We start from the raw sequence: 20519 nt of genomic DNA on the forward strand, positions 1-20519 counted from the left end.
CCCCCTTCTATGTTAATGTTTTCTGTATGGCCGATTTGATCTGTGTCGACTTCTGTTTGAAATCCTCTTTTGGAAATTACTATATCTTTCTCTTTAAGCTTTCTAGTCATTACTTGACCTCCTTTAAAGGTGCATATGACGAGCATTATGCCCGACTTCTTTTGTTTAATTTAATCGCTCTTGCTTATGTTTTCAATATACAAGTAGACATGGTTTATTACATAAAAGTTCCGTCTTCTAATTTTTACATTAATGTTTCCGATATGTGACCTCGTGGAGAGAGGTATTATGACAAATGAAATAACAGATAGTTTAAGTGAAAGGTTTAAGCATCCTGTAATAGGTGTGTTTTCTACATTTTTTATGCTTTTAAATTACGAATTGATTTTTATATTTTTGTATGGAGATAATCTTGTTGCTAGAGTTGAAGCTGTGACGATGTATATAAATAGTGGTGCAATGACTGTTGTGATGCCTATAGCCTATACTTTAATTTATGTTGTATCTAGGTTTTGTATAGATATTCTTATGAGTGCCCTTGATAGAATAAGAGATAATATTAGTCTTAATCTTAGTGATTGGACTTTAAACTTAGTCGACCATGAAGGGTTAATGATTCAAATGAAAAAGAAAGACGATAAAATTTCAAGAGACAGTAAGGTAATTAGGGAAACAGTTGCAATATTTGATGAATATAATAGCACGGTAAAGCGAGTTGTTGATAAATTTTCCCCTGAGAAAATCAAAGACATTAAACTAACTCTAGAGAAAGAAGATTTTTCAATTGAAGGCGTAACAAATGGGATAAAAGACTTCAATGAAATGCTTTCTGCTGTTGATAGTTTAAAAAAGCTAACTAGTAAATACGAAAAAGGATCTACATTTGTAGACAGTATAATTAAAGCTGTTTGATCTGTGTTTTCTAGCTCTTGGAAATATCAGAGAGAGAGTAGTTATCTTATTTTGTGTTTTGTTGATTGAGCTTTAATATTGCTGTTTCAAATGCAGTACTAAAGTTTTCTATGATGCTATATGTAATGTCTAAAGAATGAGTGTTAATTCCGTATTTATTTGGGTTTTATTTTATGTATAGAATTTGTTTTGGAAATGGTGCCTAGAACTGGACTTGAACCAGCAAGCCTTGCGGCACACGGCCCTCAACCGTGCGTGTTTACCAATTTCACCACCTAGGCACATTGAAATCACTTGAATTCTTTAGATATATTAATCACTTAGAATTTAATTGGCAACGAAAAATCTTGCTTGATATTGACCCGCTGTGGCATTGTGCCTTAATCTTATGATATGAGAGTTTTTCTTCTATTTGTGCTGTTTGCACTATCATCTACCGCATCTGCGCGAGAGTACACGAAACCCGTTGATTACGCTGAGTATACAGTGGTTATCGAGGCCCCTATTGATGTGGTGTGGAACTATAATTCTAAAAATGAAAATGCCCGCCAGTGGTCGACTTATTTCTACAAAATTGTATCTTGCCCCATTTCTGAGTGTCCTTGGAATGCAAATTTAAAGGATAGTGATATTGGTTTTACTCGTCGCTGTTATCGACGAGAGAGCGAGAAGGGGACTTTCTGGGATGAAACGACCACCAAAGTCACGAAAGCTCAAGGAGAGTACTATAAGCAAATTAGGGCCTATAACTTCAATGAGTTTATGGACTTTATGAACTACGATGAAAAGGGAGAGTTTCTTGTGGAGCAATTCTATAAGAAGCTTGATGAAAATAAGACGTCTCTAACGTTTCGCTCTGGCTACATAGACCGTCTTGAGCTTGAGAGTCCGCCCTCTAAATTTGAATACTTTTTTTGGAACCAGATCTTTAATTTTATAACAAAGAGAAGTGTTACCAATACCTTTAAGTGGAACTTGATTAATATAAAGGCGCATATTGAGCAGGGAGAAAATTATAAGAGAATTCACCCGTATAGCTCAAATGATGCTGACTTCTATTAGTCTTTTAGGTGAAAGCGGTAAAACTTATTAAGGTTTTCGTAGATCGTAGGCCTTGAGCTCGCAAGTTCTGGTGCTCTTTCAAAGTACATCAGAGAGAGCTTGGAAAAATCACCATTCATCTCTTTTAAGGCAAGCTTTCCAAAATCAATTTCAAATTGCTTCTCATTGAACTTCAACCATTTCTCAAATGGCCACGCACTATCGATGGACTTTATGCCTGGGTAGAAATTTGTCTTTCTTTTAAAGATTGGTAGGCAGGCGTAGTATGAAGTCAGAATACGTTGCTCTTCTTCGATTGATTCGTGCCACTTTTTCTCACTGTAGAAAACTAAGATAGAATTTAATATTTTATCTTTTTCTGAGTTCGTGAGCTCATTAAATAGAGAGGTTTGCGATGTAAGGAAGTCTCTCCAAAATAATCGATTTTGCTCGTATTTCTTTTTCAAAAGATTTCTTCGTATTTTATGAGAATAGTGCTTATAGAAAAAATAACCAAATAGGAGAATAAAGAATATAAGAACTGGGGCGATAATCATGATGTCAGCATAACATAAAAAAGCGGCCAATTGAATTGACCGCTAGTTATTAGATAACAATTAGATTACTTTAAATACTTCATCGAAGCTAAAGCGGACTTTTTCAAGATCCTTGTACTTGTCCTCATCTGACCTGTAACCAAGTGCCACTGTTCCAAGAGTTTTGTACTTTGTACCTTCAAGACCTAAGATTTTGTCGTACTCTTCAGGAACAATCCCTTCGATAGCGCAAGTATCAATTCCTTGAATCGCTGCTGTCATTAGAAGCTGTCCCATGGCAATATAAGTTTGGCGTTGTGACCACTCTGGAATCGTTTTTGAGCGAGGCCCATCAATAAGGGCACCTTTCATGACGTCAAAGTAACCCTGTAGACTTTCACGTTCAACATTTCTTTGCTGAGCAATTGATTGGACAAATTTTTCAACATATTCCTCGTCTAGCTCTGTTAGGTAAGCAAGTACAACATAGTGAGAAGCATCAGTTACTTGAGATTGTCCCCAAGAATGCTCTCTTAATTTTTCGCGTGTTTCCTGATCGTTTACTAAAATAAACTTCCAAGGTTGTAGGCCAAATGAGCTGGCCGCAAGCCTTAAAGATTCATTTAATACATGTAAATCCTCATCTGAAATTTTCTTTGTTTTATCAAAAATCTTTGTAGCATAACGCCAATTAAGTGCTTTTATAATTTCTTCATTCTTCATGTGTGCTCCACTGGTTATATATCTTATCCGCTTCAGCTTTAAGTTTTTGGATCTCTTTTAGATCAACATTATTTGAACATAGAAGCTTCTGCGGGATTGTTTTTGCTTTTTTCTTTAATTTCTTCCCACTTGTCGTGGTTGTAATGTAGACAATTCTTTCATCCTCAAGACAACGTTTCTTCTCAACCATTCCTTTTTCAATAAGGCGCTTAATTAATGGAGTTAAAGTCCCGTTATCAAGGGAAAGCTTTTCACCTAGTTGAGACATATTCATCTTGTCATTTTCCCATAAGGCAAGCATGACAAGGTATTGTGGGTAGGTGAGGTTAATCTCTTCAAGATATGGCCTATACTGACTTGTAATTAACTTACTCAGTCTGTAGAGACTAAAACATACTTGATTGTCGATTAATAGAATGTCTTCACTCATTACTTGAAACTCTTTTCAATATCTTTCTCTAAGCTTTCAGGCTTATCAATTGGGGCATATCTTTTTATTGGATGGCCTTCACTATCAACGAGAAATTTTGTGAAATTCCACTTGATTTTCTTACTGCCCAATAGTCCTGGTAACTCGTCTTTAAGATATTGGTAAAGTGGGTGAGTGTTGTCTCCATTAACATCAATTTTTTCAAAAAGTGGAAACGAAGTTTTAAATGTTAAGTCGCAAAATGACTGAATATCTTCTGAGCTTCCTGGCTCTTGTTTTCCAAATTGGTTACATGGGAAGGCCAAGATCTCTAGCTTACCTTGGTACTTATCATAGAGCTTTTGTAGTCCTTCATATTGAGGTGTAAAGCCACATTTACTTGCTGTATTTACAATAAGGAGACTCTTTCCTTTAAATTCAGATAGAGATCTTTCATTTCCTCTAATATCAACTGCTTTATAATCATAGATGCTCATACATAATCTCCTGGGGATTAGTTTATATGAGTATTATATATTACAAAATTATATTGTGTACAATATAATTGTAAAAAATAAGATACTGAAGTAAATTCAATATCTTATTTGTACTTACGATCAAATAGAGGAGGTCTGGCATGTCTTTCCATGTATTCATTCACTCTATATTCATCTTGATCTTGCGAAGCAGGTGTACGCTCCATTTTCTTTTCTTCCATTTTCTCTTCACGTGACTGATTACGTTCTTGACTTGCGCGCTGCTCTTCTTCACCGTGAATCAGCCTCTGAACAGATGGGTCGTTCTCATCTATAATGGCCGTATAGCGCTCACCATAAACCTCCATGCTGAATGCAAGGAGAGTCAGTGTAATTAAGATATATGTGAGGACTTTCATTTTAAACCTCTTTCCTCTCTATCAAAATACTCTTATTCGTATATGAGAAAGTGAGTATCAGTTAATGAGACACCTTTCTTACGTTCTTTTGAAGCAGGCATACGATCTCTGTCATGCTTCATTTTTGCTTTCTTATCTTTTTTCATCATTTGATGAGTTTCTGACTTCTCAGACATTTTCTTCTGCTTATCTTTACGTGCAAACGCTGGCGTAGTCAGTAGGACAACAATTAAAGTCATGGGAATTAGTTTCATATCTTACCTCTTTTTTTTGTGTTATAGCTCTATTAGCTCTTTGGTTTGATTATGAAACTGTACTTTGGATTTTTTATGTAATTATTGTGGATATTGATTGATAGTTTTTTACTTGTAAGGTCTCTTATATTTTTCGTCACTATCTTGAATATGACCATTTTCATCTTCAGTTGGAATGCTTGCGGGGAATCGACTTTGTTCAATTTCTTTCGGAATAATTGGGCCCATTCCATCGTCATCAATTTTGAAGAGCTTTGCTTGAGTATCGTCAATAGGCGTTGGTGAATGGATTTCATTATCCACAATGATATAAGAAAAACTATTTGAGGCCATGAGTGTACAGATCAATACAATTAAAGAGAATGCTTTCATTGGCCTTGTTACCTTTATTTGATTAAAATAGCGAAAATAGTTTTACTAATTTTAACTATCGGAATTTTATTTATATACTTTATTTAATAAATACTTTTCCGTGTAAATGTAATGGGTTACACATTGTCTAAATCAATTACTGAATTCATTCATCAGAAACGACTTTCTTCAATGCAGTCATTCTTTGATGTGGGCATTAAACGCTTTTCTCGCATCACCCTTGCTGAGCTTAGAAGGGCCATGGAGCTTATTGAAGGTGAGTATAAGAAGCTCGTGAGCTGCTCAACTCAAAAACTCCTGAACCAGACCTGTTTAGTGTGGGGCCAACCGCAATCTCATTGTACGATCCATCTTCACTCAGGTGGTTATGTGACAGGGCATGAGTATACAAGTGCCCAATTCTGCCAAGCACTCTTTAGTGAACATAATGAGTCTTCGTATATCATCTGCCCAGATTATCCATTATCTCCAGAGTCGAGTATTCCTGAGATTACAAGTTGGTGCCTAGCTCTTTTAAATGATCTTCATCTAAAAGGAGTGACGTCTTTTACGCTAACAGGTGTCTCTGCTGGTGCAAACCTTGCGACTCTACTTAGCTTGGCCAATAACAACTTGGGTGATAAGAGTTTTAAAATTACAGACCTTCATCTTTTAACAGGCCATTATCAAAGTGACTTTGAGACAACTTCGGCCAATAAGTATGAAAGTGGGGAAGAGAGTGGATTATCGAAATCCATGCTCTTAAAACTTTTGGATTATGCAATTTCAAATAGAGAAGTTCATATGCAGGACCCTGCGATCTTTCCACTTTATAGTGATGAACTTGAATCATTACCAAAGACTTATATCTATGCCGCTAAGTATGATGTTCTCTATGATGACAGTTTAATGTTCTATGAGAAGCTACTTAGAGAAGGAGTGGATGTGACATTCAAAGAATTTTCACATGGCTTCCATGCATGGTCCAATCATGTTCTTGAAAACGATGCACTTCTAAGCTACGCGAAGGAATATATCTTTAATGAGATTAAAGATTCGTAGATTCCTGTTAGTCTAATCTCTTCCAAATAAGCTCTATGGATATGGCCACTAAATTGGCCAATATCCTCAAGTATGAAACTCTCAAATGTCGCGTAAATAGGCGTATTTAGAAGATTTCATGAGTGACGATAAAATCTAACTTGAGAGGGGTTTTATGAAGGCTCAATGGGGTTTCTATAGACGTAATTTAGCAATAGGAGAGTTATATTCTCTAAAGGGCCTTCTTAAATTAATTACTCTATTTTCATTATTTTTTTTCATCTCCCTTACAATTTTAATCCTAATTATCTTATTTGATTATATTCCCTATATTCCAAATATAAGCTTCATCCTTGTGGCATCTTTATTGATTTATCAACTTCGATTCTCTAATAAACCTGAGGAGCTATTCGGAGAATTACTCTTTCCAAGTAAGGCCTTAAAGAAATGGTTCGAAAGAAGTTTTATGATCTGCTGCTTATCTCTTATCATTTCTTTCTTTTGTCTTTCGATGCTTAGGTATATCCGCTATTCATCTGCAAATACGCAACAGTTGTTGTCATACTTTCATATGGCCAAACCTGTATATGCTTTTGTTTTTATCAAGAATCGGCCTGATGATTTTTTAGCCTACTATGATAAAGGTATGCCTTTAGATCGCGATTTTAGATGGCTCAATGACGATATCCTTATTAAGGCAATGGTTGTTAATAACAGACACGAATTATTAGCAAAATTCTTATCTAACAAGAAAGGCCTCAATATCTCCTCGGCCCAATAATGAATTCTTATATCTTGTGTGAGTAAGTTTAATTAGTTAAAATTTATCCATGGCACGTATAAAATTATCGACACCTCAAAGAGAAGCAGATTTTAAAACAAAAATCGAGCTAACAATTAACTTCGTCAATTATGGAAATCATATGGGAAATGATGCTGTGGCAACACTTTGTCATGAAGGCCGTCTGCGTTTTCTAAAGTCCCTTGGCCATGATGAACTAAATTGTTTTGGGAAGTCTCTCATTCAAGCTGACGCTGCTTACATGTACCGCGGAGAAGCTTTTCACGGAGACATTTTAGAAGCTGAAATGTTTGTCGAAGATATTAGTGAATACGGCTATGACCTTCTATATAAGTTCACTTGTGGTGATCGTCTTATTGCTTACGCTAAAAATGGACTAGTCTTCTTTGACTATGAAGAGCGAAAGCTTGCCAAGGCGCCTCAGGCCTTTCTTGACCACTTTAAGAAATAGACTGCCTATAATTTGAGGAAGTCTATTCACGCTAATTAGTTGATTTTTGTATCTGCTTGAACCACCTGTACAATTATTATTTATAATTGAATGGAGGGGATATGGGCGCTAATTCAAATAGTCCATTAGTTGAGCTTAAGAATTTGGATTATACTTTCCCTGATGGCGAAGTTATTTTTAAGAATGTTTCCTTAAAAGTTGGCGCCGGTGAATTTGTCGTTTTACTTGGAAAGAATGGTTCAGGTAAAAGTACTCTTATCAATCTTGTTCTAGGTGTATATAATCCGCTAAATGGTCATGTTAATGTTTTTGATATGGCCCCAACGCATAATCGTTCAAAGATCTTTAAGAAAATGTTCTTTAACTCACATGATTTTGATTTTGATGAAAACTCTCGTGTTGGTTTCATTTTAGATAATTACCAAATTCTTTATCCTGATTATGATATCGAAAAAGAAAAAAGTCTCCTCGCTGATTTTGAGCTCGATCGAGATAAGTGTATCCATGAGCTTTCTACTGGAATGAAGGTTCGTGTTCAAATCATTGCGGCCATCGCATCTGGTACACCTCTTATCCTAATTGATGAGATAACTGCCGTTCTTGATCGAAAGGCACGTAAGTTGTTAGGTGAGCTTTTATCAAAAGAGTGTGCATCTGGGCGAAGTGTTGTGATGGCAACAAATATACCTGAAGATACGACATTAAACAGTAACAGAGTTCTTACAATTAGGTCTCATGGGATTGTCGATTATGAAGCAGCATAGTGTTCTTGGAAATCTTATTGTTAATAATATCAAAGAGAATAAGAATGTCTTTTTTCTTAAAACTCTATTCTTTCTTCTTTGTCTATTTTTATCTTGGATTGTTTATTCAAAATTTGAACTAAATATTCTACCAATTACTGCATTTTCAGTTATTTTTATTTCGATTGTTTTAAATAAGAGTCGCTCTCAGACCATTAGATCGCCTTATAAATTGACCGGGAGTCTATATAATTTAACTCTTCCAATTAGTCTGTTTCACAAAATGTTGCTTCAAGCTTTTGGATTTTTCTTCTCTTATTTTTATAGCATCATAGCAGGTCTTTACATGGCCGATTTTCTTTTATTAAATTCTTCTCAAAACGATATGAATGATGAAAAGGTTATATTATCTACTATGCTTTTATTCATTTTTTTTGCTAATTCATTTAATGTAAGAACTTTTGCCTTTCAAGAGCGACATCAATTTAATCGACTTTTTAGAAATCCTCTTATTTCTTTAACTAATATTCCTTTTTTAGTTCTAAATTTTATATTTATTAATATTTCGATACTTCTCTTAGGTGTTTTTATTTCTAAAGATAGAGCTGTTTGGGTTTTTCCACTTTTTCTAGGATTTTTTATCATTTATACTTTTGTAAGAGTTTATAAAGATGATAGGCCATATAATGAGCATAAGAAGTTTCGCTTATTACAAACAAGTTTAAAGAAGCAATTGATCCTTAACTTAAAGCTCTCATCAAGTCTTGCGATAGGTACTGTTTTACTTTTCTATTTTGTCTCAAGCTTTAATCACATAAATTATAAATCATATATCGTTTATACTGGATTTGGATTTATTAAAGAAGCTAAGTTCATAACACTTTTAAAAGATAAAGATTCGAGTAAGTTTATTAAATATTATGATAGTGGAATGCCTGATGATAAGCAGTACCAATGGCTGAAGGAAAAGGTCATTTTTGAATTTGCGACAAGGTTTGATCGAAAGGATATTATCCTTCATCTTCTTCCTAGTAAGGTTTCTGAATATGATAGTTATATCTGTCAATTAAATGAAGACAAGAAATGTCACCCAGGAAGTTTATTAAACTTTATGGTGGTTATGAATAGCCAGAAATTTCTAACTTATCTCTTAAATAATAATGCGTATAAAATCGAAGATCATACTCTTAGTCATAATCTTTTATTCGCCGCAAAGGAATGTAAGGGAAGGTCTATTGCATCTATTCTAGATTCAGACTTAATAAAAAATGATAAGGATAAGAGTGAGCTTTTTAATACATTAGGAGAGTCAAGTGAGCCTGAGTGTAAGAAAGCGATGAGGGATATAATTAGTAGAGCATATCTTAAAAAATAAAAAAGGCCTCAAACGAGGCCTTTTCTTTTATTTGAATTAATCGATTTTTTGAATTTGATGAATATATTCTCTGTACTCTTGAATATTGTCATTTTGAGCTTGGATATTATCTAGCTCTGGAAGATCAACGTTATCGAAGATATTTTTAACTTTCTTATCGATCTCGTGCTTAACACCAATTGATAGAAGGAAGTCATAACACTTAAGTGCTTCTTCGATCTTCTTATTCGCTTCATGCATCGTTGCTGCATTTGACGTTTCAAAAGTAGAAGGAAGTTCTAGCTTTCCTAGTTTTCCACCTGATACAACGTGAAGAAGTCCTGGCCAAAATGAAGCTTCATCGGCATCCATTGAATCATTGATTGCAAGTGCAAGGATGATGTCAATACGTGCTTTTAATAGAGCAATTGAGATTTCACGGTTGTGACCTGCAACGATATATTCCTCTGACTTACTTAGAGTTGCACCTTGAGAGTCTTTGATAAGTGCATCTTTCATAAGTGTGTACATCGACATTTCTGCAAAACCATTATTTTTTGCATTGAATGTTTGACGGTGGTGAACCTTGTGAAGGGCCGCAGCTACAGCATAGAAAGATTGCTCATAGTTACGTTTTTTAAGTGACCACTTTCCTGTATGGATAGGAGTCATCTTACCTTTCTTCATTGCTTTTTTAACGTTGAATTCACCCTTAATATCTGTTTCATAAACAGAGGCCATATTCTTATAAAATTCTTCAACTGCATCATAGAAAAGCATGTCACGAATTTCTAAGTTATCGTAAGGCTTAATTCCCGTATAAAGGTTGTACTCGAATGCCATAAAGAATTTTGCAGCATTTGTAAGCTTTTGACCCATTTCGATATTATCATTAAGGATAAGTGCGAAAGCATCACGTCTTTCAACTGAAGACTGTGCCGAACGAAGCTGTGAGTATAGCTGTGATGTTGTATCACTCATACCGTCAGTCGTCTCACCAAGTTTATCCATTTTTTGTGGCATTTTGATGGCCTCTTTAACTTCCTTACAACCTGTAAACAGAGTAAGTAGCATTAGAGGAATTAAGATCTTTTTCATGACTCTCTCCCAAATTTCCTATGTAAAAGTAGGTCTTTGTATGATGTGAGTCACTAAAATGAAAGTGTTTATCTTGACGTGTGAAAGAAGTAGCGTGTCTAACTAGCTGAATTAACACTCTGTGACGTTAACAGCGAGTCCTCCACGACTTGTTTCCTTGTACTTCGTCTGCATATCGGCGCCAGTTTCTTTCATGGTTTTGATAACCTTATCAAGACTCACGTAGTGACTTCCGTCTCCACGCATGGCCATTCTGGCAGCATTAATTGCTTTAACTGCACCCATGGCATTTCTCTCGATACAAGGAATTTGCACAAGGCCTCCAATAGGGTCACAAGTCAGTCCTAGGTTGTGCTCCATAGCGATTTCTGCTGCGTTTTCGATCTGCTCGTTTGTTCCGCCTAGAACTTGTGCAAGACCTGCTGCGGCCATTGAACAAGCAACGCCAACTTCACCCTGGCATCCAACTTCAGCACCTGAAATCGATGCGTTCTTTTTATAAAGAATACCAACACAGCCTGCGACTAAAAGGAAGTCCACGACTTTTTCAATTGAGGCATCCTTAACAAATTTAAGATAGTATTTAATAACTGCTGGAATAATTCCGGCCGCTCCATTTGTTGGGGCCGTCACAACTTTTCCACCAGAGGCATTTTCTTCATTTACTGAAATCGCAAAGAGATTTACCCAGTCCATAATCGTTAGAGGATCAAGATTCTTTTCGCAATCTTTCTTTAAGAGCGCTTCATGTAATTTCTTTGCGCGTTTATTTACTTTTAGGCCACCTGGAAGTTGTCCTTCAGCCTTAAGGCCCCTATTGATACAATTATCCATTGCCTGCCATATCTCTAGCAGCCCTTTGTTAATCTCTTCTTCACTTCGCCATGTTGTTTCGTTTGTCTTTATTAGCTCACAAATCGAAATCTCATTCTTGTTTGCAGTCTCTAGTAATTCATCACCACAAGTGAATGGATACTTAACCTTGCTAGTGTGCTGAGAAAAAATATCGCCGTCATTATTTTCACCTTCAGCAACAATAAAGCCACCACCGATTGAATAATAGATTTTTTTGAATAGCTCTTTTCCATCTTTATCAATCGCTTGAAAGCACATTCCATTTGAATGGAAGTCTAGCGTTTGCTTGCGGTGAAATAAGATATGTTCTCGTGGAATATATGAGATTGTTTTCGCGTTTTCTTTGCCCTCAAAGAATGTAAGTTCTTCTTTATCGTGGGCAAGATCTAGGATGCGATCAATTTGATCAGGGCAGATATCTTCAGGTGTATAACCACTAAGTCCTAGGATGACGGCCTTGTCTGTACCGTGACCTTTTCCTGTTAAGGCAAGAGATCCATAGAGTGCAGTTGAGACAACTTGTGTCTCATTGTAGAGGCCCATTGAGATGAGCTTATCCATAAATTCTTTAGCGGCCCTCATAGGCCCTACCGTATGGGAACTACTTGGCCCAATACCGATTGAGTAGATATCAAATACACTTAAATTCATGAGGAATTTATATCAGATGATTATGATTTGAGCTAGCCTAGTTCCACTTATCTTCAAGATATGTATGAATTGTGTTCACTGTTGCTGCATCTGGGGGATCGTTAAAGAGCATTAGTTCCATGACGTCACCATTAAAATAGCCGCCATTTCCACTTAGGTTGCCAGTGTGAGTGTAGCTATCACTAAGGTATGAACCAAGGGAGATGGCCCCTGAGTGTGCGTATAAAAGGGAAGTTGATGTTGTTGATCCAATTGAACTTCCGTTGACATAGCAAGTAAGGTCACCGTCAGGCCCGGCCGCACCAGCATAGTTGGTGTAATCAAATACCCATGTAACGTGGTAAATGGTATTTGTTGCTATTGGCGCGCTGACAGAAGTGAAGGCCTGGCTGCCATCACCGTCATCGTTAATATTCCAAAATCCACAGTAGAGATTTCCACTTTGAATATAGATATTCATCCCACGACTGGCCCCGCCTTCTTCGTAGATAATTTGTAGGCTTGTAATATCGGCCGAAGTCTCAATAGACGCTGTGATATTTCTTTGATCAGTAGTGGCCGTATTTAATTCCGCATGATTTGCAACAGTCAGGTACTGGTTTGATCCATTAAAGACAACATGATTATCAACTCCGTCAAAAGTTGGAGCAGCGCCATTTTGATAGAAGTGATGAGTGTTGGCACTTGCAGATGTATCAAGCCAGTCTTCAACTGAACCATTGAAGGCACCATTTGAAGCATCAAGCCCGCCGCTATCTAAGATTGAACTAAGATCACTTGCATCTAAGCGCGCTACCATATTTGGTAACGATGTGGCCGGATTAAAAACTTGGAATGCTGCTGAGTTTTGAATTATTTCAAAACCGGCCTCATCGACCGCCTTTAAAGTTATATAATAATTTGTTGCTTCAGTAAGAGTGAAGCTTGCACCATTTACGCCATCTTGAATTTTATAGGATGTGACATTTCCAATATCGATCCAAGTTTGTACATCAGTTGCACCAGCAGTTGTTCCAATTGCAATCTCGTAGTGATCAAGAACGCAATTATCTGTCGCTGCTCCCCATGTTGTCGTTGTTGATGACCCTGCTGTAGCATCATCTGCAGAAATATCTGGCACACCTAAACCTGTTGGAGCGCTGTTGTCCCAGTAGAAACTTGTGCTTGTTAGTGTTGTTGAAATTTGCGCTGTCGCACTTACTGCGCGCACAGAAGGGTAGTAAGCTTGGCATTGTGTTAAACCTACCAGCGCCGTGTGAGTGTAATTTGTGACAACTCCAATATCCGTCCATGTCGTATGCTCTGTACCACCTGCAGAAGTACCGAGTGCGTATTCAATATGATCTAAACTTGCTGGATTGGTCCAAGAAATGACCGGTGAATTTTGAGGTAGAGCACCTGTAATGACAGCTTGTGCTGTTGAGATAGCAGTAGGTGCCGCCTGACCAACAGGAGCTGCTTGAATTCCCGATGCACCCTCTGCGCCTCCTGAACAAGAGGTAAGAGTAAGGCCAAGGAATGTTAATATTATTGCGCACTTAACAACATTCATTCTCGTTAAATTATAGAATGAATGAGTTTGAATTTATTTAGGAAATAATTTACCTAGTTTAAGTTGCTGAAATTATTTACCACGAGAGTCTGGGTAGATGCAACGATCCCCACAATTCTCTTCGATATCCTGCCACTTGGGATTTTGTTCAAGTTCATACTTGTACTTATAGATTTCTTCAGAGGAAGGCTGGCGAATTTTTCGATCATCAGGAATAGCTGCTTCTTCATAGGGATTAGTTGTTCCAAAGCTATCCATTCGATATGCACCGCTCTGATTTTTTGATTTTTGTGCATAAACGCCAGAAGCGAAAAACAATATAATCAATATCCTTAGGACTTTCATACGATCTATCATGATCAAAAATCATGAATCTTTGATGAAAGATTATGAAAAGAAATTCTTATTTGGCTTCTAGGGCCTGATAAAGCTTTAATGAAATCCAGGCGTCAGTTGCAGCATAGCGAATCTGGGCATCGGTTAGTTTGTTATTTTCCCAATTTGTAAGCTTTGCTTTCTTTGAAATCTTCTTCTCTAAAAGAATTCCTGTAAGGGATTGCAGGCCAAGAGTGATATAGCCTTGGGCCTTGGCGAGATCCTGAACATCAACAACACCTTTGGCATTGATATGGTATTGCTTTTTAAGATCACGACAATCATCTTTAACGGCAACACCTGTCTTAATAAGCTTCTCGTCCTCTAAGTAATCTACTAAGTAGTCTGGGCATTGGATCTTATTCAAACGAAAAAGGAAGCACTCATCTTCAAATGAAACTTGAATAAGGCTTATTCGGAAATTATCGGTCTTTTTAAAAGAAGGCCTCGATTCAGTATCAAGGCCCGTGCAATTGTATTTTTGATTTAATTCTTGAAATCTTTTTGAAATATCTTGGGCCTTTTGTTCTGTATCAATTAGATGAATCTGGCCCGTGTAATCAATCATCTCGAAAGAGTTGATTTCTTCTTTAGTGATTCTAGCTTTAATATTCGTCTTCGTATTCTTCTTCGTATTCTTCAATGACTTCTTCCACTTCTTCTTCGCTCTTAGCGCCTTCTTCAAAGATATAAGGCCCTAAAGCTTCTTTTAATTTGTAATCAGTGTAAGCAGAGACAACTTTTGTAACAGTTTCACCAGTGCCTCCAAGCGGAGACGATTGACGTTCACACTTTCCACCTTGCTTCTTACATACGTTTACTTTATAGCAACCTTTGTCAAAATCAAAGGCATAATCGATTTCACCAGCAACTAAAATTCCAATTACCTCATCTTTCTTATTTAAAACAGGAGATCCTGAGTTACCTGCAAATGTATCGAGGTCAGTGATGATCTCTTTGCTGTAAATTGGGTTTGAGATAACCTTGGCACCATCTGCAACCTTAAGAGGAAGTCCAGTAGGGTAGCCGGCCACATAAATATCTGTACCTTTTGCTGTTGCATTTGTTGACATGTTTAGAGTTAGAGGCTTTTTATCTGTCGCTTCACGCTCAAGTTCAACGACCGCGTAGTCTAGGGAACCTGTGTAAGATGCCGCTACAACGCGCTTACAGCTATAGACGTCACTCTTTTTAATTTCTAATTGTCCATCTTTGTTTACTGATGTTGAGTTATAATTGAATACCCATTTATTATCTCTACACTTTGATGTCACTTGGTCAGAAACTTCTGTTCCACCAGAGATCATACAGTGTCCGGCCGTCATAAGAAGATTCTTTCCAATTAAGAATCCACTACAACTTGCAATCGTAGGCTGGTCTCTAAATCTCATGTCACCACATGTAGGGTAACCTCTATGATATTTTAAAGTAGGAAATCTTAGAAGCTTTGTGTCAGCAACTTTTCCTTTTTCATCTTTTAAAAAAGCGTAACTTGGAACCATTGCCGCAACACTATCAACTAGAAAACCTTTATTTGATTCGTGCACATCAACTCTATTATCGTTTCCATAAATAACTTTATTAATGGCCATCGAATTTGTTGAAATTAACGCTGAAAATAATGCGATTTTTGTAAGATTTAACTTCAAATTTCCCTCTCTTTTGCTTTTTGTAAGTTTTTGCAGTTTTCTTTACATTTGAATATAAGAAAGTTGTGATTTGAAAAACTTACATGATGACGATTACCTAATTTCACGCTACTATCGGGACCTATGAATCAATTAAATAATGTGGATTTACAGCTATCGTCGTACGACTACGACTTGCCTAAAGAGCAGATTGCGGAGCGCCCAATTGAAGGACGTCATCACTCAAGATTATTAGTTTATAACTGTGAAACTGATACAATCTCACATCATAAATTTAATGAACTGATTAATTTTCTCCCAAGTGAGACAACTTTGGTTCTTAATCAGAGCAAGGTATTTCCTTGTCGTCTAAAAGGTCACAAAGAAAGTGGTGGAAATGCAGAGGTTTTCTTTTTAACAGTTGAGCCTAATGAGGCCGGATATTACCGCGCCCTTGTTAAGGCCCGTGGAAAAAAGAAGGCCGGTGATAAATATATCTTCGCTAATGGACTGACAATTTCAATTGTCGACAATATTGAAGGTGAGTTCTTAATTGCGCCATCTATTGTTGGAAATGATCTAATTGATTACTTAAATGCAAATGCACTCGTTCCAATTCCTCCTTATATTCGCGGGGGAGAGTCGGATGATCAAGATAAGAAAGATTATCAAACGGTTTTTGCAAATGAGCTTGGAAGTGTTGCTGCTCCAACAGCAGGGCTTCACTTTTCGGATGAACTATTAGAGCAGATCAAGGGACAAGGACATGACATTGCGAAGGTAACTTTACATGTCGGGCTTGGAACTTTTGCGCCAGTCAAGGTTGATAATCTTGAAGATCATAAAATGCACTCTGAAAATTACTTTGTTGATAAAGTAAATTTCGAAAAAATAAAAAATGCAAAAAAGCGTTTTGCTGTTGGGACAACGAGTTTAAGAACTCTTGAAACGATTTGGCAAAATGGAGTGGATGACTATACTCCAGGAGAGATGAAGGATACTTCAATCTTCTTGCACCCTGGTGTTGATGTGAAGAGTATTGATGGTTTAGTGACAAATTTTCACTTACCAAAATCAACGCTACTTATGCTTGTGAGTGCGCTAATTGGCCGTGAGAAAACATTAGAGATTTATAATATTGCAGTTAAAGAGGGATATCGTTTCTTTTCATATGGTGATGCGATGTTAATTTTAAGGTAAGAGAATATGATTAAAGTTGAAGGATATAGCGGTAAGGCCCGCGCAACAACAATTACAACTGAGCATGGTGAAATTAAAACACCTATCTTTATGCCAGTTGGAACTCGTGCATCTGTTAAGTGTATGTGGCAAGAAGATCTTTATGAGATGAATGCTCAAATTATTCTTGGAAATACTTATCACTTATACCTAAGACCTGGGCATGAGCTTATTGAAAAAGTTGGTGGAGGACTTCATGGGTTTATGAATTGGGATCGTCCAATTCTAACTGACTCTGGTGGCTTCCAAGTATTTTCTCTTTCAGACATTAATAAAATTACTGAAGAAGGTGTAACTTTCTCTTCACATATTGATGGTTCAAAACACTTAATCTCTCCTGAAAAAAGTATGGAGATTCAAAAGGGCCTAGGCTCTGATATTGTTATGGCATTTGATGAGTGTCCAAAACTTCCTGCAACAAAAGAAACTCTTCGCGAGAGTATGGAGTTGACACTTAGATGGGCCAAACGTTGTATCGACTATAAGCTTCGCGATTATCAAAAACTATTTGGTATTGTTCAAGGTGGACTTCATAAAGATCTTCGTACGGAATGTATGCAGCGTTTAGAAGAAATGGACTTTCCAGGACTTGCTCTTGGTGGACTTTCTGTTGGTGAGAAGAATGAAGAGATGGTTGATTTCCTAAATGACTTTGTTCACACAATGCCAGATCAAAAACCAAGATACCTAATGGGTGTTGGAAAGCCTCTTGATATTCTCAATGGAATTCGTGCCGGTATTGATATGTTTGACTGCGTTCTTCCAACAAGAAATGCACGTAACGGACAATTTTTAACACACGATGGGCCACTTAATATTAAGAATCTTCGCTTTAGAGAAGACACTCTTCCGCCTGATCCAAGTTGTGATTGTAAAGTTTGTAAAACGTATTCACGTTCTTATATTAGACACCTCTATACAACTGGAGAGTTTCTTTCTGGTAACTTGATCACTTATCACAATCTTTATTTCATGATTAAGATGACTCAGGATGCACGCGAAGCGATTCTAGCGGATAGGTTTGACGATTATTACAAAGAATTTTATAACAGATACACTTCACGAAAATGGGCCTCAGGCCAATAAATTAAAATAAAAGTTAGGAGAAACAAATGTTACAACTTTTTATATCTAATGCTTATGCTCAAGGTGGTGCTGCGGCTCCAGCTAATTCAGCGATGAACTTTGTTCCAATTATTGCTGTTGTTGCTATTTTTTATTTCCTTGTTTTCAGACCACAAAAGAAACAAATGGAAGAAGAAAAGAAAATGCTTGATACACTTGAAAAAGGTAACCGTGTTTACACAAAGTCTGGTATTTTTGGTACAATTGTTGGGATGACTGAAAAAGTTGTGGACCTTGAAATTGCTGAAGGTACACGTATTAAAATCTTACGTTCACAACTTGGTGGACTTGAAGAAAGTATCCTTTCTAATAAAAAAGAGGCGTAATTATGTTTGGTGGCTTTGGTGCTGGTGAATTACTTATTGTTTTAGTTTTTGCTCTGATTTTTATCGGACCTAAAAAATTACCTGAACTGGCAAAAGGTTTAGGAAAAGGACTTCGCGAGTTTCAAAAGGCCAAAGATGATTTAATGGATCACGTCAATGATGCTGCAGAGACCAATTCTCACAAAGAGGAATCTGTGGCATCACAAATCACAGAGTCACCGGAAGCTAGCATTGCAGCGCAAGGTGATGCCGAAATTAAGAATTCTAATAATTCTGAAGAAGAAAAAGACCAAGCAATTAAGTCGGAAAAAACGAAGCAATCGTAAGTTTTTGAAATTAATATTCTCTTAATATTGTTTTTAAGTAGTTAATCTCATATAATTTTTGTAGTTTATTTAACTCTATTATTCGAGAAAACCAAAAGAAACCCAAGGATTAGGAGAATCTAATGAGAAGAGGCTGGTGGTATCGCTTCGTATTTCTACTTATCGTAGCGATCATTTCAGGTATTTCGATTGTACCTACTGCATTTAATTTTAAAGAAACTGACAATTTTCCAGTTAAGTCTAAGATCAACTTAGGACTAGACCTTCAAGGTGGTCTGTACATGATCTTAGGAATTGACTTCAAAAAGGTCTACAAAGACGAGGTTAAAGGATACGCGCGCCGTTTAGAATTTAGCTTCAAGGACAAAACTGGTAACGGTTTTGAAATTGGTGACCTAGACTCATCTGATGAGCTAGATCCACGCCAAGAAATTATCCTAGGTTCAACTACTGATGTTGAGACTTTAAAGGATATTATTCATGACCAATACAATGGTTTTCTAAGAGTAACTAAAGATACTGGTAGTACAATCTCTGTTGCTCTAACTAAGAAAGTTAAGACTGATATCGAAGATCAATCTGTAAAAAGATCGATCGAAGTTATTCGTAACCGTATTGATGAATTTGGTGTAACTGAGCCAGAGATTATCTCTCAAGGTAAGGACCGCATCGTTGTTCAGCTTCCAGGTGTTAAGGATATCGAAAGAGCAAAAGAGCTAATCGGTAAAACAGCTAAGCTAGAATTCAAAATGGTAAACTCTGAAATTGCTCCAATCACAATTCAAGGTTGGGTATCAAAAGCAAAAGAGCAAGGCGTTGAGTATAAGAAAGGTGAGAGGTTTTCTGATTACGTTTCAAAGGTAAATGAAATCGTAGCTTCTGATCTTCCAAAGGGTCATATTCTTGCATTTGAAAGAGTAACTAATGCAAAAGGTGATATCCTTCAATTAGTTCCATACTTAATTGAATCAATTGCTCGTCTGACAGGTGAAGACCTTGAGGATGCTAGAGTTCAATTCAATCCACAAAATAATAACAACCCAGAAGTAGGACTTAACTTTAAGTCTCGTGGTGCAAAGATCTTCGCTGAAGTTACTGGTGAAAATGTTGGACGTTTAATGGCCATTACACTAGATGGTAACGTTTACTCAGCTCCACGTATCAACGGTAAGATTGCTGGAGGACGCGCGACGATTTCTCTAGGTGGAAAAAGTTATAATGAGCAACTTAAAGAAGCAAAAGACTTAGCTCTTGTTCTTCGTGCCGGTGCTCTTCCTGTACAACTTGATTTCCTTGAGCAAAGAACAGTTGGTCCATCACTTGGTGCTGACTCAATTGATAAAGCTAGGTTTGCTGCAATCATTGGTTGTATTCTAGTATTTGGTTTCATTCTTGTTTACTATAGAATTTCTGGTGTATTCGCCGTTACAACTCTAGCTCTTAACGTTCTAATTGTTTTAGCTATGCTTGTTGGACTTGGTGCAACTCTAACTCTTCCTGGTATTGCAGGGATCGCTCTTACTGTTGGTATGGCAATTGATGCCAATATCATTATTTACGAGCGTATTCGAGAGGAAATACGAAATAATGTCGGCTTTTATAAAGCTGTTGAAAACGGATTCAACTCTGCTTTCTGGACAATTATTGATGCAAACATCACGACTGCTCTTGCTGGTATCTGTCTTCTGAACTTTGGTACAGGTCCAATTAGAGGTTTCGCTGTTACATTATTAATTGGTATTTTTGCAACTGTTTACACTTCTTACTTTGTTTCAAAGCTATTCTTTGAATTCTATATGAATAAAGTAGAAGGGCAGGACTTAAGCATTTAA

At 36.9% G+C, this 20519-nt stretch carries 25 protein-coding genes and 1 tRNA gene; 12 read left to right on the forward strand and 14 right to left on the reverse strand.

Going from position 1 to position 20519, the window contains the following annotated elements:
* The first annotated feature begins 288 nt into the window (after positions 1–288).
* Positions 289–912 carry a hypothetical protein gene (locus tag ABMA79_RS04860; RefSeq protein ID WP_393090726.1) on the forward strand — a complete coding sequence of 208 codons (624 nt, stop codon included), beginning with the start codon at positions 289–291 and terminating at the stop codon, positions 910–912.
* Positions 913–1108: 196 nt separating this feature from the next.
* Here ABMA79_RS04860 and ABMA79_RS04865 read toward each other — a convergent pair.
* Positions 1109–1193, reverse strand: a tRNA-Leu gene (locus tag ABMA79_RS04865).
* A gap of 112 nt (positions 1194–1305) precedes the next feature.
* Here ABMA79_RS04865 and ABMA79_RS04870 point away from each other — a divergent pair.
* Positions 1306–1974, forward strand: coding sequence for a hypothetical protein (locus ABMA79_RS04870; RefSeq protein WP_393090729.1), 669 nt, complete (start codon positions 1306–1308; stop codon positions 1972–1974).
* On the opposite strand, the gene ABMA79_RS04875 is transcribed toward ABMA79_RS04870, so the two are convergent.
* The 7 genes from ABMA79_RS04875 to ABMA79_RS04905 all read right to left on the reverse strand — a co-directional run bounded on the left by ABMA79_RS04875 (position 1971) and on the right by ABMA79_RS04905 (position 5142).
* On the reverse strand, positions 1971–2510 hold the full coding sequence (locus ABMA79_RS04875) for a zinc-dependent peptidase (protein ID WP_393090731.1): 540 nt from the start codon (positions 2508–2510) through the stop codon (positions 1971–1973). The genes ABMA79_RS04870 and ABMA79_RS04875 overlap by 4 nt on opposite strands.
* 60 nt (positions 2511–2570) lie before the next feature.
* Positions 2571–3212 carry an NAD(P)H-dependent oxidoreductase gene (locus tag ABMA79_RS04880; protein ID WP_392861010.1) on the reverse strand — a complete coding sequence of 214 codons (642 nt, stop codon included), beginning with the start codon at positions 3210–3212 and terminating at the stop codon, positions 2571–2573.
* On the reverse strand, positions 3202–3642 hold the full coding sequence (locus ABMA79_RS04885; RefSeq protein WP_392861008.1) for a MarR family winged helix-turn-helix transcriptional regulator: 441 nt from the start codon (positions 3640–3642) through the stop codon (positions 3202–3204). Before ABMA79_RS04885 ends, ABMA79_RS04880 begins: the two co-directional genes overlap by 11 nt.
* Positions 3642–4118 (reverse strand): glutathione peroxidase, encoded by a 477-nt coding sequence (locus tag ABMA79_RS04890; RefSeq protein ID WP_393055929.1) that lies wholly within the window; start codon positions 4116–4118, stop codon positions 3642–3644. The genes ABMA79_RS04885 and ABMA79_RS04890 overlap by 1 nt, the downstream gene beginning before the upstream one ends.
* A gap of 104 nt (positions 4119–4222) precedes the next feature.
* Positions 4223–4516 carry a hypothetical protein gene (locus tag ABMA79_RS04895; RefSeq protein WP_393090734.1) on the reverse strand — a complete coding sequence of 98 codons (294 nt, stop codon included), beginning with the start codon at positions 4514–4516 and terminating at the stop codon, positions 4223–4225.
* Between the two features lie 32 nt (positions 4517–4548).
* A complete protein-coding gene (locus tag ABMA79_RS04900) occupies positions 4549–4770 on the reverse strand; it encodes a hypothetical protein (RefSeq protein ID WP_392861002.1) in 222 nt (73 codons plus the stop codon).
* 108 nt (positions 4771–4878) lie between these two features.
* Positions 4879–5142, reverse strand: coding sequence for a hypothetical protein (locus ABMA79_RS04905; protein WP_392861000.1), 264 nt, complete (start codon positions 5140–5142; stop codon positions 4879–4881).
* Between the two features lie 123 nt (positions 5143–5265).
* Here ABMA79_RS04905 and ABMA79_RS04910 point away from each other — a divergent pair, with 123 nt between their 5' ends.
* From ABMA79_RS04910 to ABMA79_RS04930, 5 genes are all read left to right on the forward strand, one after another.
* The gene (locus tag ABMA79_RS04910; protein ID WP_393090737.1) at positions 5266–6183 is read left to right on the forward strand and encodes an alpha/beta hydrolase fold domain-containing protein; all 918 of its coding nucleotides are present in this window, start codon (positions 5266–5268) and stop codon (positions 6181–6183) included.
* A gap of 154 nt (positions 6184–6337) precedes the next feature.
* Positions 6338–6943 (forward strand): hypothetical protein, encoded by a 606-nt coding sequence (locus ABMA79_RS04915; RefSeq protein ID WP_393090740.1) that lies wholly within the window; start codon positions 6338–6340, stop codon positions 6941–6943.
* A 49-nt stretch (positions 6944–6992) separates the two neighbouring features.
* A complete protein-coding gene (locus ABMA79_RS04920; RefSeq protein WP_393090742.1) occupies positions 6993–7415 on the forward strand; it encodes a thioesterase family protein in 423 nt (140 codons plus the stop codon).
* A 101-nt stretch (positions 7416–7516) separates the two neighbouring features.
* Positions 7517–8179 (forward strand): ATP-binding cassette domain-containing protein, encoded by a 663-nt coding sequence (locus ABMA79_RS04925; protein ID WP_393090745.1) that lies wholly within the window; start codon positions 7517–7519, stop codon positions 8177–8179.
* Positions 8166–9533, forward strand: coding sequence for a hypothetical protein (locus tag ABMA79_RS04930; RefSeq protein WP_393090748.1), 1368 nt, complete (start codon positions 8166–8168; stop codon positions 9531–9533). The genes ABMA79_RS04925 and ABMA79_RS04930 overlap by 14 nt, the downstream gene beginning before the upstream one ends.
* A gap of 36 nt (positions 9534–9569) precedes the next feature.
* Here the strand turns inward: ABMA79_RS04930 and ABMA79_RS04935 are convergent, their stop codons facing one another.
* From ABMA79_RS04935 to ABMA79_RS04960, 6 genes are all read right to left on the reverse strand, one after another.
* Positions 9570–10610 (reverse strand): hypothetical protein, encoded by a 1041-nt coding sequence (locus ABMA79_RS04935; RefSeq protein ID WP_392860988.1) that lies wholly within the window; start codon positions 10608–10610, stop codon positions 9570–9572.
* A gap of 111 nt (positions 10611–10721) precedes the next feature.
* Positions 10722–12116, reverse strand: coding sequence for an L-serine ammonia-lyase (locus ABMA79_RS04940; RefSeq protein WP_393090750.1), 1395 nt, complete (start codon positions 12114–12116; stop codon positions 10722–10724).
* Between the two features lie 37 nt (positions 12117–12153).
* Positions 12154–13668 (reverse strand): hypothetical protein, encoded by a 1515-nt coding sequence (locus tag ABMA79_RS04945; RefSeq protein ID WP_393090752.1) that lies wholly within the window; start codon positions 13666–13668, stop codon positions 12154–12156.
* A 72-nt stretch (positions 13669–13740) separates the two neighbouring features.
* On the reverse strand, positions 13741–13995 hold the full coding sequence (locus ABMA79_RS04950) for a hypothetical protein (RefSeq protein ID WP_392860983.1): 255 nt from the start codon (positions 13993–13995) through the stop codon (positions 13741–13743).
* A gap of 76 nt (positions 13996–14071) precedes the next feature.
* Positions 14072–14686, reverse strand: coding sequence for a 3'-5' exonuclease (locus ABMA79_RS04955; RefSeq protein WP_392860981.1), 615 nt, complete (start codon positions 14684–14686; stop codon positions 14072–14074).
* Positions 14649–15692 carry a trypsin-like serine peptidase gene (locus ABMA79_RS04960; protein ID WP_393090754.1) on the reverse strand — a complete coding sequence of 348 codons (1044 nt, stop codon included), beginning with the start codon at positions 15690–15692 and terminating at the stop codon, positions 14649–14651. Before ABMA79_RS04960 ends, ABMA79_RS04955 begins: the two co-directional genes overlap by 38 nt.
* Before the next feature lie 123 nt (positions 15693–15815).
* On the opposite strand from ABMA79_RS04960, the gene queA reads away from it, so the two are divergent.
* The 5 genes from queA to secD all read left to right on the forward strand — a co-directional run bounded on the left by queA (position 15816) and on the right by secD (position 20519).
* Positions 15816–16871: a tRNA preQ1(34) S-adenosylmethionine ribosyltransferase-isomerase QueA gene (gene queA / locus ABMA79_RS04965; RefSeq protein ID WP_392860977.1), complete on the forward strand. Its 1056-nt coding sequence runs from the start codon at positions 15816–15818 to the stop codon at positions 16869–16871.
* A 6-nt stretch (positions 16872–16877) separates the two neighbouring features.
* Positions 16878–17996, forward strand: coding sequence for a tRNA guanosine(34) transglycosylase Tgt (tgt, locus tag ABMA79_RS04970; RefSeq protein ID WP_392860975.1), 1119 nt, complete (start codon positions 16878–16880; stop codon positions 17994–17996).
* Between the two features lie 26 nt (positions 17997–18022).
* Complete coding sequence (gene yajC / locus ABMA79_RS04975) at positions 18023–18361, forward strand: preprotein translocase subunit YajC (protein ID WP_021267106.1); 339 nt, start codon at positions 18023–18025, stop codon at positions 18359–18361.
* A 2-nt stretch (positions 18362–18363) separates the two neighbouring features.
* Complete coding sequence (locus ABMA79_RS04980; RefSeq protein WP_392860973.1) at positions 18364–18687, forward strand: twin-arginine translocase TatA/TatE family subunit; 324 nt, start codon at positions 18364–18366, stop codon at positions 18685–18687.
* A gap of 122 nt (positions 18688–18809) precedes the next feature.
* A complete protein-coding gene (gene secD / locus ABMA79_RS04985) occupies positions 18810–20519 on the forward strand; it encodes a protein translocase subunit SecD (RefSeq protein ID WP_392860971.1) in 1710 nt (569 codons plus the stop codon).

It is taken from the genome of Halobacteriovorax sp. HFRX-2_2 (genome assembly GCF_043196705.1).
GTDB lineage: Bacteria > Bdellovibrionota > Bacteriovoracia > Bacteriovoracales > Bacteriovoracaceae > Halobacteriovorax_A.